This is a genomic window from Kitasatospora sp. NPDC058046 (genome assembly GCF_042885595.1).
Classification (GTDB): Bacteria; Actinomycetota; Actinomycetes; order Streptomycetales; family Streptomycetaceae; genus Kitasatospora.
Genome location: NZ_JBHVRS010000007.1, coordinates 234,463 through 247,628 on the forward strand (window position 1 = coordinate 234,463; position 13,166 = coordinate 247,628).

At 73.8% G+C, this 13,166-nt stretch carries 9 protein-coding genes; 5 read left to right on the forward strand and 4 right to left on the reverse strand.

Features of this window, described 5'->3' with window-relative positions; genetic code table 11:
* Positions 1-63: 63 nt before the first annotated feature.
* Complete coding sequence (locus tag ACFVU7_RS17380; protein WP_388045791.1) at positions 64-1,623, reverse strand: DUF3604 domain-containing protein; 1,560 nt, start codon at positions 1,621-1,623, stop codon at positions 64-66.
* 272 nt (positions 1,624-1,895) lie between these two features.
* Here ACFVU7_RS17380 and ACFVU7_RS17385 point away from each other — a divergent pair, with 272 nt between their 5' ends.
* On the forward strand, positions 1,896-2,909 hold the full coding sequence (locus ACFVU7_RS17385) for a hypothetical protein (protein ID WP_388045792.1): 1,014 nt from the start codon (positions 1,896-1,898) through the stop codon (positions 2,907-2,909).
* Between the two features lie 27 nt (positions 2,910-2,936).
* Here the strand turns inward: ACFVU7_RS17385 and ACFVU7_RS17390 are convergent, their stop codons facing one another.
* Positions 2,937-3,848, reverse strand: a complete 912-nt coding sequence (locus ACFVU7_RS17390; protein ID WP_388045794.1) for a LysR family transcriptional regulator — start codon at positions 3,846-3,848, stop codon at positions 2,937-2,939.
* 292 nt (positions 3,849-4,140) lie between these two features.
* Here ACFVU7_RS17390 and ACFVU7_RS17395 point away from each other — a divergent pair, with 292 nt between their 5' ends.
* The 4 genes from ACFVU7_RS17395 (at position 4,141) to ACFVU7_RS17410 (ending at position 10,495) form a co-directional block, all read left to right on the forward strand.
* A complete protein-coding gene (locus ACFVU7_RS17395; RefSeq protein WP_388045796.1) occupies positions 4,141-5,604 on the forward strand; it encodes a hypothetical protein in 1,464 nt (487 codons plus the stop codon).
* Between the two features lie 172 nt (positions 5,605-5,776).
* Positions 5,777-7,183, forward strand: coding sequence for a hypothetical protein (locus ACFVU7_RS17400; RefSeq protein ID WP_388045797.1), 1,407 nt, complete (start codon positions 5,777-5,779; stop codon positions 7,181-7,183).
* Positions 7,184-7,346: 163 nt separating this feature from the next.
* Positions 7,347-8,729, forward strand: coding sequence for a PD40 domain-containing protein (locus ACFVU7_RS17405; protein WP_049651230.1), 1,383 nt, complete (start codon positions 7,347-7,349; stop codon positions 8,727-8,729).
* Positions 8,730-8,881: 152 nt separating this feature from the next.
* Positions 8,882-10,495, forward strand: coding sequence for a TolB family protein (locus ACFVU7_RS17410; protein ID WP_387823904.1), 1,614 nt, complete (start codon positions 8,882-8,884; stop codon positions 10,493-10,495).
* A gap of 199 nt (positions 10,496-10,694) precedes the next feature.
* Here the strand turns inward: ACFVU7_RS17410 and ACFVU7_RS17415 are convergent, their stop codons facing one another.
* Entirely contained in the window at positions 10,695-11,888 is a 1,194-nt protein-coding gene (locus tag ACFVU7_RS17415; RefSeq protein ID WP_049651232.1) for a glycine C-acetyltransferase, read from the reverse strand.
* 75 nt (positions 11,889-11,963) lie between these two features.
* Complete coding sequence (tdh, locus tag ACFVU7_RS17420; RefSeq protein WP_049651233.1) at positions 11,964-12,992, reverse strand: L-threonine 3-dehydrogenase; 1,029 nt, start codon at positions 12,990-12,992, stop codon at positions 11,964-11,966.
* Between the last annotated feature and the right edge of the window lie 174 nt (positions 12,993-13,166).

Consider the following 13,166-nt stretch of genomic DNA (forward strand, 5'->3'; position numbering starts at 1 on the left):
CTCCATCTCGGGTTCGGGTACGGGCGACCGGTGGTCGGGGCCGGCTGACGGGATCAACCGGCCCTAGCGACAGGAGCCGGCCGGTCCCACCCAGGTCGGGCTGGACCAGGCCCACTGGTCGTTCACCTGTCGTACCCTCACGTGGTAGAAGTCCCCGTCGCCGCCGGGGCGTTCGTCGGTCAGCTCGAAGTCTGCGGTGGTCTCCCGGTCGGGCACGGCCCGGTCGAAGCGGTAGGCGCCGGAGACGAACCCGCCGGTGAAGCCGGTCCGCGCGCCCGCCAGCAGCTCGCCGACGGCGTGGGCGGTCTCGACGCCGTTCACGACGGCGACCAGCCTGGTCCGCGCGTCGCCCTCGATCCGCAGCGAGAAGCCCTGGGTGCTGTCGGTGGCGGTGTTGGGGTTGCCGTCGGTGACGGTCCGCAGCCGGACCCCGCCCGGCCCGGTGCGCTCCCAGTGGGACGGCCGGTAGGTGTCCGGCTCGGCCTCGGCCGGTGCGACCGTCTCCGGGCCGCGCAGCCGGGGCTGGACGTCCAGCAGCCGCCCGCCCTCGATCCGCAACTCCACGTCCCAGTGCACCGGTTCGCCGCGCCGGCCCCAGCCGACGGCGAAGCCCAGGGTGCCGGTGAAGGTGTCCTCGGCGGCGGCGCGGGCGAGCAGTTCGGGGCGGCTGACCCGGTGGACGGGGACGCCGTTGCGCAGCAGTTCGACGTGGTCGAGCGCGTCCCGGCCCTGGACGGTGACCTGGATCCGGCGCCGGTCGGCGGAGGGGGCCTCGGCGCCCATCGGGGCGCCGTTGACGGAGGTGGCGAGCAGGATGCGGTCGCCGGTGATCGCGTAGGTTCGGCGCTGCTGGACGGCGGTCCAGATCCCGTCGCGGGTCAGCTCCGGGGCCCAGACCGCGACCCGGCCGTGCCCGTGGCTGCCGGGGAAGGCGCTGTGGTGGTCGGTGGAGCCGATCAGCCCGAAGCGGTGGCCCAGCCGCAGGCCGTGGACGGCCGTCCCGGCGGCGGCGCGCGGGCCCATGGTGTGCAGGTAGCCGCGCGGCGCCTCGTCGGACTCGGCGCAGCCGTGCATCGACACCATCTCCACCACCGGGGCGAACTCCTCGGTGTAGGAGGCCCAGTCGATGCCGCGGCGGGCCGGCCCGTAGCCGATGTGGTGCGGCAGGGCCCAGGTCCGTACGCCCTGGGCGGCGAGCTCCCGCAGCCGGGCGCGCAGTTGCTCCAGGTCCGCCGCCCGGATGATCTCGCCGCGCGGGCCGTCGAAGTACACGCAGTGGTCGCCGTACGCGAGGCTGTGCCACTCGAAGGACTGGAAGGTGACGAAGCGGCCGTCCTCGTGGGCGGCGGCGGTGACGTCCTGGACGTGGTCCCAGAGCCGGGCCAGCCGGGCGAAGCCCTCGGTGTGGTAGTCGACCAGGCTCGCCAGCTCGGGGGTGCGCTCGGGCAGGTCGGGCCACCAGCCGTGGCCGGTGACGCTGGCGAAGTCGAGCTGGAGCCGGGCGTTGGCGTAGGCGTCCTCGATGCTCCCGTGGCCGTAGCTGATGCCGCAGTGGTTGTGGAGGTCGCCGACGTACAGGCCCAGACCGGCGTAGCCGGGCGCGTCGGTGGTGGGGGCGGTCATCGGGGCGGGGCTTCCTCGGGTCGGGGTCGGCGGTGTTTGATCGACTCTGAGAAGAAGCTAGCCGTGATCTCCGGGGGCCGGTCAAGGCCCAGCCGGTCGGTGTCGTGCGATCGCCATCGGGCGAAACATCGGCTTCACAGACATCCGGCAGGTGGGAGCGGGAAGACGCAGGCCAGCCGACCGGGCCCGGCCTACCGCGAGCCGCTCGGACTTTTGATCGATCTGATAGAAACTCTTCTCATCCCCTCCCGACCCCTTCGAAGGACGGTCCCGTGCCGCACCCCGCCGCCTTGCCCGCCGCGCCCGACCTGAGCGCCTCCCACCTGGTCCGCGCCCCCGAGCGCCCCGAACCCGGCTACTGGGCCGGCTGCCCGGGCGTCCGGTACGAGCCGGACCGCGACCGCTTCCTGCTCACCTACCGCGAGCGCCGCCCGCGCGGCGCGGCGGGCGGGCCCGACCGCGGCTGGCGCTGCGCCGTCGCCGAGAGCACCGACGGCATCGCCTTCCGGGACCTGTGGTCCGTCCGGAGCGACGAACTGGGCTCCCCCTCGATGGAGCGCCTCGCCCTGCTGCGCCGCGACGGCGGCTACCTGCTCCACCTCAGCCACGTCGACCCGGCCGACAACCGCTGGCGCATCGACGCCCTGAGCGCCGACACCCCCGACTCCTTCGACCCCGGCGCCCGCACCCCCGTCCTGACCGCCGCGACCACCGGCACCGAGGGCGTCAAGGACCCGTACCTGCTCGAAACCGACGCCGGCGTCCACCTGTTCGCCACCGTCTCCCGGGCCCGGCCGTTCACCCCCGAGGAGCGGGCCCGCGCCCACGCGAGTGCCGACATCCACACCACCGGCCTCACCGTCCAGCCCACCGCCCTCGCGCTCTCCCCGGACGGGCTGCGCTTCACCGCCCCGCCCGGCCGCGCCGCCGAGGCCCTGGACGTCGGCCCGGCCGGCGCCTGGGACGGCTACGAGTCCCGGATCACCACCGTCCTCCCCGACGGCCGGGGCGGCTGGCTCGCGCTCTACGACGGCTCGGCGGACGCCGCCGGCAACTACGAGGAGCGCTGCGGCCTGGCCGCCTCCGCCGACCTGCGCGCCTGGCACCGCCTCACCCCGGACGGCCCCTGGCTGGACGTCCGGTACGCCGACCTCGTCTCGGCCCGCGGCCGCTGGTACCTCTACTACGAGCGGACCCGCGCGGACGGCGCCCACGAACTGCGGGTGGCCGTCCTGGACGAGTTCGCCGGGGTCCGCCCCGACGGCGGCCCGGTGAAGGCCCGATGACGCCGGACCGCGACTGAGACGCCCGACTCACGCGCCCGCGGCGGCCGCCTCGGCGAGGGAGTCCAGCACCGGCCGGACCAGCGGGTGCCCGTCGGCGCCGGCCCGGACGGCGGCGAAGACCCGGCGGGTGGCGAGCTCGCTGTCCACCGGGCGCACCGCGACCTCGCCGAGGTCGACGCCGCGCAGCGCCGAGCGCGGCACCAGCGCCACCCCGAGGCCGGCCGAGGCCAGCGCGACCACGGCCCGGAAGTCGTCCGAGGAGTGCAGCAGCCGGGGCTGGAACCCGGCGTGCTCGCAGGCCAGCAGCACCACGTCGTGGCAGGGGTTGCCCGGGTACGGCCCGATCCACGGCTCGTCGGCCAGCGAGGCGACGGCCAGCGGGCCGGACTCGGCGGCCAGCCGGTGGCCGAGCGGCAGGACGGCCTCGAAGGGCTCGGCGTACAGCGGCACCCTGGTCAGCCGGGCGTCGTCGGCGCGCGGGGCGCCCCGGTACTCGACGGCCACCGCGAGGTCGGCCCGGCCGTCCAGCACCATCGGCAGGCTGGCGTCGCCCTCGGCGTCCAGCACCTTGAGCCGCACCCCGGGCGCGCGCCCGGTGAGCAGGCCGACGGCCGGGGCGAGCACGGAGGCGATGGCGGTCGCGAAGGAGGCGACCGTCACCTCCCCGGAGACGCCCGCGCTGTACGCGGCGAGGTCGGCCTCGGCGCGCTCCAGTTGGGCGAGCACCACGTCGGCGTGGCCGAGCAGGATCTCCCCGGCGGCGGTCAGCCGCACGCCCCGGCCCTCCCGGGCGAGCAGGTGGTGGCCGGTCTCCTGCTCCAGGGCGGCCAGCTGCTGGGAGACCGCGGAGGGGGTCAGGTAGAGGGCGGCCGCCGCGGCGGTCACGGTGCGGTGGTCCGCCACGGCCCGCAGGGTCCGCAGCCGTCGTGCGTCGATCACGGACCAATTCTGCCAGCGCGGCACGGCGCACCCGACCGGAGCACGGTTCCACCGGGTCCGCCGACGGCCGCGCGGGCCGGTCGGGACGGCTCCCGTTCGTCGGCCACCCGCCCCGTACGGCGGGACGGTTGTACCGGCGTGGGAGATTTCGGCCGGAGATACGACCGGTGAGGTATTTCCGGACGAGATCGCTCCTGTCCGTTGACCGGACACCCGCACGGCGCTTGGCTCTTCCCCAACCGGGCCACGGGGGTGTCGACGGCCCGGCACCGTCATCAGGGGAGGATGATCCATGACCACCGCACGCACCCGCCGCCGACTGGCCCGTACCGCCGCCGTCCTGGTGGCCGTGGCCGTGGCCGGCGCCGCGACGCCCGCCGCCGAGGCCCGCCCGCCCAAGGGCGACACCGCCCGGGTCAGCGAGGGCGCCAAGGGCGAGCCGCTGAACGGCACCTCCCTCGCGCTCGGGCTGAGCGGCGACGGCCGCTACGCCCTGTTCTCCTCGGCGGCGACCAACCTGCTGCCGGGCGGCGCCGGGGTCCTCGGCGACGTCTACGTGCGGGACCTGCGCAACGGCCACACCGAGCGGGTCAGCGTCGCCGACGACGGCTCCGCCCTGGACAACGGCAGCAACGACGCGGCGATCAGCGGCAACGGCCGGTACGTGGTGTTCAGCAGCTACGCCTCCAACGCGGTGCCCGGGCAGCCGAAGCACCCCTCGGACGTCTTCGTCCGGGACCGCTGGACCGGCCGCACCGAGCTGCTCTCCGCGGGCGACGGCGTCTCCGGCGCGGGCGACGACCAGAGCATCCGCAACGCCTTCAACGCCGCCATCAGCGCCGACGGCCGCTACGTGGTCTACTCCTCCGACCGCACCGACCTCGCCCCCGGCGTGCGCCGCGGCAAGTTCAACGTCTTCCTCGCCGACCGCTGGACCCACACCACCCGGGTGGTCAGCACCGGCGCGGACGGCACCCCGGCCGACAACAACTCCTTCCGCCCGACGATCAGCGCGAACGGCACCGTCATCGGCTTCACCTCGCGGGCCGGCAACCTGCTCCCGGCCGAGCAGACCCCGCCCGCGCTCGCCGCCGCTTCCGCCGCGGCCGCCGCGGCCGCCGCGGACCCCGCCGACGGCACGGACCTCGCCGAGGCCGCGCGGGCCCCGCGGACCGCCTCCGCCCGCGCCGAACTGGCCGCCATCCGCGCCTACCCGTACTACGTCTGGGACGCCCGCACCGGGAAGATCACCGGCGCCAGCTACAACGAGGCCGGCGAGTTCGTCAACAGCGGCAACGACGGGCGGATCAGCCCCTCCGGCCGCTACGCGGCCTACACCGTCTTCGAGGAGGGCGGCCGCCCCGGCTCGCACGGCCGCCACCAGGACGTGTACGTCCGCGAGCTGGCCACCGGCACGACCACCAAGGTCAACAAGCCACTGTCCGGCACCACCCCGCGCGACTCCTCCTACGACCCGGTGATGCCGATGAACGACCGCTGGGTGTATTTCGTCTCCGACGTCGCCGACCTGGTGCCCGGCGACACCAACGAGCAGGCCGACGTCTTCCGCACCGACCTGCGCAGCGGGCACACCGAGCGGGTCTCCCTCGCCCACGACGGCTCCCAGAGCACCACCTCCGCCGCCTTCCCGCAGGTCGACGCCGACGACACGACGCTGCTGTTCAGCGCCCAGGACGGCAACCTGGCGCCCGTCGTCGACAGCGACCTCACAGACGTCTTCCGGCGCCGCCTGTGACGCCCCGACTCCCTCGGTGACGCCCTGACTCCCGTGCCGGATACGCCTGTTGGCGTATTTCGCGGCGGGACCACCCCCGGCCGTTGACCACCGGCCCTCCCGACGGTTGGCTCTGCGAAAGCCCGCCGCCGGGAGGGAGCCCGGCCGGGCGATCCCAGGGGAGGAAGACCTCATGCCCACCGCACGCACCCGCAGGTGGCCGGCCCGGACCGCCGCCGTCCTGGCCGCCACCGCCCTGGCCGCCGGCGCCGCGCTGCCCGCCGCCGAGGCCAAGCCGCCCAAGGGCGACACCGCCCGGATCAGCGAGACCGCCAAGGGCGAGCAGCTCGACGGCCCCTCCAGGGCGCTCGGGCTGAGCGAGGACGGCCGCTCCGCCCTGTTCACCTCCGCCGCCACCAACCTGCTGCCCGGAACAGGCACCCCGAACTCCGACGAGGTCTACGTCCGCAACCTGCGCAACGGGCACGTCGAGAAGGTCAGCGTCGCCGACGACGGCTCCCCGCTGAACGCCCCCACCACCGACGCCTCGATCAGCGCCGACAGCCGGTACGTGGCCTTCAGCACCACCGCCACCAACGTGGTGCCCGGCCAGCCGGCCCACCCCAGCGACGTCTTCGTCCGCGACCGCTGGACCGGGCACACCGAACTGGTCACCGCCGCCGCCCTGCCGGGCACCGAGGACCAGAGCGGCTTCGGATCCACCAGCCCCAGCATCAGCCGGGACGGCCGCTACGTCGCCTACGTCTCCAACCGCTCCGACCTCGCCCCGGGCCCCGTGCGGCGCGGCAGGAACAACATCTACGTCACCGACCGCTGGACCCGCACCAGCCGCCTGGTCACCGTCGGCGCGGACGGCGAGCCCGCCAGCAACTACTCCCTCGATCCGATGATCAGCGCGGACGGCTCCGCCGTCGCCTTCACCTCCCGGGCCGGCAACCTGCTCCCGGAGGCTCCGGCCACCCCCGCCGGCCCCGGTTCCGACGAGAACGGCTCCGACGCCGGGTCGCCGGGAGTGACCGGCGGGCCCATGCACCACCCCTCCTACGTCTGGAAGGCCGCCACCGGCACGATCGTCGCCGGCAGCGTGGACGGCACCGGGCAGCTGAGCGGCAGCAGCGACGGCCGGATCAGCCCCGACGGCCGCTACGCCGTCTACAGCCTCGCCGTCTACGGCACCGGCCTGCCCGGCCACGGCGGCGTCCGGCTGGACGTGTACGTCCACGACCTGGCCACCGGCAAGGTCACCGAGGTCAGCGCCGGCCTGCCGGGCACCACGGCGAACGGGTCCTCCTCCGGCGCCGTCATGACGGCCGACGACCGCTGGGTCTACTTCGACTCCTCCGCCGGCAACCTGCTCCCCGACGACGTCAGGAACCAGAGCAGCGTCTACCGCCGCGACCTGTGGACCGGCCGGATCGAACGGGTCAGCCTCACCCGGGACGGCGCGCCGAGCACCTCCCCCTCCTACAGTCCGTCCGTGGACGCCACCGGAGACGCGGTGCTCTTCACCGCCGACGACGGCGACCTGGTCCCGGGGGACACCAACGCCGTCACGGACGCCTTCCTCCGTCGCCTGTGACGGCCCGACCGCCACTCATCTCCCTTATGGCATACGACCGGTGGCGTATTTCCGCCCGAGATCGCCGCCGGTCGTTGACCGATGATCCGTACGACGCTTGGCTCTCCTCAAACCGGGCCGCGGGGGTCGTGGGCCCGGGACCGCCACCAGGGGAGGACGATCCATGACGCACACACCCGCCCGACGCCGGCTCGCCCGCGCCGCCGCCGTGCTGGCCGCCACCGCCGTGGCCGCCGGCGCGGCGCTGCCCGCCGCCGAGGCCAAGCCGCCCAAGGGCGACACCGCCCGGATCAGCGAGACCGCCAAGGGCGAGCAGCTCAACGGGGACTCCGTCGCGCTCGGACTGAGCGAGGACGGCCGCTCCGCGCTCTTCACCTCGACCGCGACCAACCTGCTGCCGGAACCCGGCACCCCGAACTCCGACGAGGTCTACGTCCGCGACCTGCGCAACGGGCACGTCGAGAAGGTCAGCGTCGCCGACGACGGCTCCCGGCTGAACGCACCCACCAGCGAGGCCTCGATCAGCGCCGACGGCCGGTACGTGGCCTTCAGCACCAGCGCCACCAACGTGGTGCCGGGCCAGGTGGTGCGCAGCAGCGACGTCTTCGTCCGCGACCGCTGGACCGGGCACACCGAGCCGGTCGGCCCGGGCGGCTCCCCCGACGGCGCGTTCTCCGCCGAGCCCTCGCTGAGCCGGGACGGCCGCTACATCGCCTACACCTCCAACCGCACCGACCTCGCCCCGGGCTCGAATCCGCGCTACTTCAGCGTCCTCGTCACCGACCGCTGGACCGGCACCACCCGGGTGGTCACCACCGGCGCGGACGGTGAGGCCCCCAACAACTCCTCCTACGGTGTGACGATCAGCGCGGACGGCTCCACCGTCGGCTTCAGCTCCCGGGCCGGCAACCTGCTCCCGCAGGACCCGGCCGCCACCGAACCGGGCGCCGGCACCGACGGCACCGACGCCGGTGCGCCCGGACTGGCCAAGCCCCGCTTCTACCCCTACTTCGTCTGGAAGGCCGACACCGGCAAGGTCTCCGGCGCCAGCGTGGACGACCAGGGCTACCTGCGCGGCACCAGCATCGGCCCCCGGCTCAGCCCGGACGGCCGCTACGCCCTCTTCGGCCTGCCGGTCCACATCGGCCGGCCCGGTTCCTACCGCTACCGGATGGACCTGTACGCCCGGGAGCTGGCCACCGGCAAGCTGACCTGGCTCAACGCCTTCCTGCCCGGCACCACGACCACCGAGGGCGCCCACTACCCCGCCATGACCTTCGACGGCCGCTGGGTCTACTTCGACTCCAGCGCCGACAACCTCGTCCCCGGCGACACCAACGGCGTCAGCGACATCTTCCGCCGCGACCTGAGGACCGGGGCGATCGAACGGGTCAGCCTCACCCGGGACGGCGGGCAGAGCAGCACCGGCTCCACGGCCCCGTTCGTCGACTTCGCCGGCGACACGGTGCTCTTCACCGCCGGTGACGGCAACCTGGTGCCGGGCGACACCAACGGCGCCGCGGACGTCTTCCTGCGCCGCCCCTGATGGCCTGATTCCCTTGCGGCATACGTCTGTTGACGTATTTTCAGCCGAGATCACCCGAGGACGTTGACCCCCCTGCCCTCCCGACGGTTGGCTCTGCGAAAGCCCGCCGTCGGGAGGGAGCCCGGCCGGGTGATCAGAGGGGGGAAGACCTCATGTCCCGTACCACCCGGACGACCCGCAACCGGTGGCTGGCCGGTGGCGGCGGCATCCTGGCCGCGGCCGCCGTGCTCGCCGTCACCGCCGCCCCGGCCCAGGCCGCCCCACTGCCGCGCGGCACCACCCAGGTCAGCGTCGGGCCGAACGGCGCGGCGCCCGACAACCTGTCGACCACCCAGGGCATCAGCGCCAACGGCCGCTACGCCCTGTTCACCTCCCGGGCCACGAACCTGCTGCCCAACCCCCCGGTGGGCTGGAGCAACGCCTATGTGAAGGACCTGCGCACCGGCCGCCTCGAACAGGTCAACCTGTCCGACGCGGGCGGAGCGCTGAGCGGCTCGACCGACCAGGCCGGGATCAGCGCCGACGGCCGCTACGTCGTCTTCGACAGCGAGGACGAGAACGTGGCGCCCGGCGCGCAGGTCAAGAACCGCACCGAGGTGTACATCAGGGACCGCAGGACCGGCCGCACCGAGCTGGTCAGCGACAGCCCCACCAACACCGACGCCGACCAGTACCACGGCTCGTACAACGCGCAGGTCAGCGGCAACGGCCGGTACGTGGTCTTCGTGTCCTCCCGGAAGGACCTGGACCCGACCGTCGTGGAGGAGCCGGAGCCCGACTCCGGCACCGCCCCCTCGCTCGCCAGGCCCTACACCTGGAAGATCAACGTCTACCTCACCGACCGCTGGACCCACACCACCCGGCTGGTCACCCGCGACGTGCACGGCAAGCCGGGCGAGAGCACCTCCTTCCGGCCGACGATCAGCGCGGACGGCCGCACCATCGGCTTCGGCTCCATCTCCAACCTGCTGCCGGACGAGCAGGCGCCCGGACTCGCCGCCGCGACCACCGCCTCGGCCGCCGCTCCCGCCGACGTGGACCTCACCCCGAGCGCCGCCGAGGCCGCGCGCCAGAACGTCCCGCAGAACGCGGCGCAGCCGACCCTGGCCCGTCCGAACGCCGCTCCCTACTACACCTACGACGTACGGTCCGGGAAGATCACGGCGGTGAGCGCGGGCCTCGACGGCCAGATCGGCAGCGCCAGCTTCGAGGCGACGATCAGCCCCGACGGACGGCACGCGGTCTACACCCTGGCCGAGCCCGGCGGCTCGACCGGCGGCCACCGCTCCCACACCGTGCTCTACGTCCGGGACCTCAAGAAGGGCACCGTGACGAAGGTCAGCGGCGGCCTGCCGGGCACCAGCTCGGTCGGCTCCTCCGACCACGGCTCGATCACCGCCGACAACCGCTGGATCTACTTCGAGTCCGCCGCCGACAACCTGGTGCCGGGCCCGCAGCACCCCGGCTGGGACGTCTACCGCCAGGACCTGCGCACCGGCCGCACCGAGCGGGTCTCCACCGCGCCGGACGGCTCGTTCGGCAACGGCTCGTCGCGGGACCCGGTCGTGGCCGCCTCGGGCCGGACCGTGCTGTTCGACTCGACCAGCGGCAACCTGGTCGCCGGCGCCGACGGCCCGGCGGCGGAGGAGAACACCCAGGTGTTCGCCAAGCCCGCGGGCCGCCACCAGGGCCTCGACGCCGCCCAGGACGACGACGGCCAGGGCGACGACCAGGGTGACGGTCAGGGCGAGGGCTGGGACGACTGACCGGCCGCCGCCCGAAAACCGCGACGGGGGCGGGACGTCGGCTGGGCCGGCGTCCCGCCCCCGCAGCGGGAGGGTGGGGCAGGTGGTCTCTGGCGTACGGCACGGGGCGGATCGATTCGCCTGCGCCGCACGGCGGTTGGTGAGCCCGTGGGCCGGTCCGATTCCGAGCGGTCCGGCCCACGGGCGGCCTGGGTGGAGGTCAGTCCTCCAGGGCGGCGCGCGCGTCCACGAAGGCCGCGACGGCGCGCTCGACGTCCTCGGTGGAGTGCGCCGCGGACAGCTGCACCCGGATCCGGGCCTGGCCGTGCGGCACCACCGGGAAGGAGAAGCCGATCACGTACACGCCGCGCTCCAGCAGCAGCTCGGCGAGCCGGCCGGCCTTGGCCGCGTCGCCGATCATCACCGGGGCGATCGGGTGGTCGCCGGGCAGGATCTCGAACCCGGCCTCGGTCATCTTCGCCCGGAACAGCGCGGTGTTGGCCGCCAGCCGCTCGCGCAGCTCGGTGGACTTCTCGACCAGGTCGAGCACCTTGAGCGAGGCGGCCGCGATCACCGGGGCCAGCGAGTTGGAGAACAGGTACGGGCGGGAGCGCTGGCGCAGCAGGGCGACGATCTCCCGGCGGGCGGCGACGTAGCCGCCGGAGGCGCCGCCGAGCGCCTTGCCGAGGGTGCCGGTGATGATGTCCACGCGGTCCGTCACGCCGTGCAGCTCGGGGGTGCCGCGGCCGTTCGGGCCGACGAAGCCGACGGCGTGCGAGTCATCCACCATGACCATGGCGTCGTAGCGGTCGGCCAGGTCGCAGATCTCGCGCAGCGGGGCGACGTAGCCGTCCATCGAGAACACGCCGTCGGTGACGATCAGGCGGCGGCGCGCGTCCTGGGTGTCCTGGAGCTGCTTCTCCAGGTCGGCCAGGTCGCGGTTGGCGTAGCGGTGGCGGCGGGCCTTGCTGAGCCGGATGCCGTCGATGATGCTGGCGTGGTTCAGCGCGTCGGAGATGACGGCGTCCCGGTCGTCCAGCAGGGTCTCGAAGACACCGCCGTTGGCGTCGAAGCAGGAGGAGTAGAGGATCGTGTCCTCCTGGCCGAGGAACGCCGAGAGGCGGTCCTCCAGCTCCTTGTGGACGTCCTGGGTGCCGCAGATGAAGCGGACCGAGGCCATCCCGTAGCCCCAGCGGTCCAGGGCGTCCTTGGCGGCGGAGAGCACCTCGGGGTGGTCGGCCAGGCCGAGGTAGTTGTTGGCGCAGAAGTTCAGCACCTCGCCGGGCAGGCCGCCGGCGGTCACGGTGACGGCGGCGCTCTGCGGGGTGCCGATCACCCGCTCGGGCTTGAACAGCCCGGCCTCGCGGATCTCGTCCAGGGTGGCGGCGACGTCGGCACGCACGTTGTCGAACACTGCGGTCTCCTCAATCAGTTCGGCGGGGCGGTTCGGCGGGTTCGGCGGGGGAGCTTCGGCGGGGCTGAGCCGGGCTCAGGCGGTCCAGTCGAGGATGATCTTGCCGCAGTTGCCGCTCGCGGCGTCGTCGAAGGCGGCCTCGAAGTCGGTGGCGGCGTAGCGGCCGGTGATCACCGGAGCGAGGTCCAGGCCGCCCTCCAGCAGCACGGACATCGCGTACCAGGTCTCGAACATCTCCCGGCCGTAGATGCCCTTGATGGTGATCATCGAGGTGACGATCGAGGCCCAGTCCACCGGGAACTGCTCGGCGGGCAGGCCGAGCATGGCGATCTTCCCGCCGTGGGTCATGTTGGCGATCATCGACTGCATCGCCTCGGGGCGGCCGGACATCTCCAGGCCGACGTCGAAGCCCTCGCGCAGGCCGAGCTTCTGCTGGCCCTCCTCGATGGTGTGCTGCGAGACGTCCAGCGCCAGCGTCACACCGACCTTGCGGGCCAGGTCGAGGCGGTACGGGGAGACGTCGGTGATCATCACGTTGCGGGCGCCGGCGTGCTTGGCGACGGCGGCGGCCATGATGCCGATCGGGCCGGCGCCGGTGACCAGCACGTCCTCGCCGACCAGCGGGAAGGACAGCGCGGTGTGCACGGCGTTGCCGAACGGGTCGAAGATCGCGGCCACGTCCAGGTCGACCGGCACCCGGTGCACCCACACGTTGGAGGCGGGCAGCGCCACGTACTCGGCGAACGCGCCGTCCCGGTTCACGCCCAGGCCGACGGTGTTGCGGCACAGGTGGCGGCGGCCGGCCTGGCAGTTGCGGCACTTGCCGCAGACCAGGTGGCCCTCGCCGCTGACCAGGTCGCCGACCGCGATGTCCGTGACGCCGGCACCCAGCTCGGCGACCTCGCCGACGAACTCGTGGCCGAGCACCAGCGGGGTCCTGATGGTCTGCTGCGCCCAGCCGTCCCACTTGCGGATGTGCAGGTCGGTGCCGCAGATGCCGGTCCGCAGCACCTTGATCAGCACCTCGCCGGGGCCGATCTCGGGCATGGGGACGTCCATCAGCCAGAGCCCGGGCTCGGCCTGCTGCTTGACGAGTGCCTTCACGGCGGCTCCTGACGTGCGGGTGGGACGGCCTGCGGGTACGGGGGCAGGCCGAGGAGGCCCGGTTCGGCCGCTCCTGGCGGACGCGCTCCGGGCAGGCAGAAATCTGCCTGGTCGGAGGGGGTGCGGTCCATCGAGGAATTCTTAAGGGCGGCCACAGCTGGGCTGAACGATCGT

Excerpts from the sequence above, each read along its gene's own strand:
- ACFVU7_RS17380 (WP_388045791.1), bottom strand. The coding sequence starts at position 1,623 with ATGACCGCCCCCACCACCGACGCGCCCGGCTACGCCGGTCTGGGCCTG.
- ACFVU7_RS17395 (WP_388045796.1), top strand. The coding sequence starts at position 4,141 with ATGACCACCGCACGCACCCGCCGCCGACTGGCCCGTACCGCCGCCGTC.
- ACFVU7_RS17400 (WP_388045797.1), top strand. The coding sequence starts at position 5,777 with ATGCCCACCGCACGCACCCGCAGGTGGCCGGCCCGGACCGCCGCCGTC.
- ACFVU7_RS17405 (WP_049651230.1), top strand. The coding sequence starts at position 7,347 with ATGACGCACACACCCGCCCGACGCCGGCTCGCCCGCGCCGCCGCCGTG.
- ACFVU7_RS17410 (WP_387823904.1), top strand. The coding sequence starts at position 8,882 with ATGTCCCGTACCACCCGGACGACCCGCAACCGGTGGCTGGCCGGTGGC.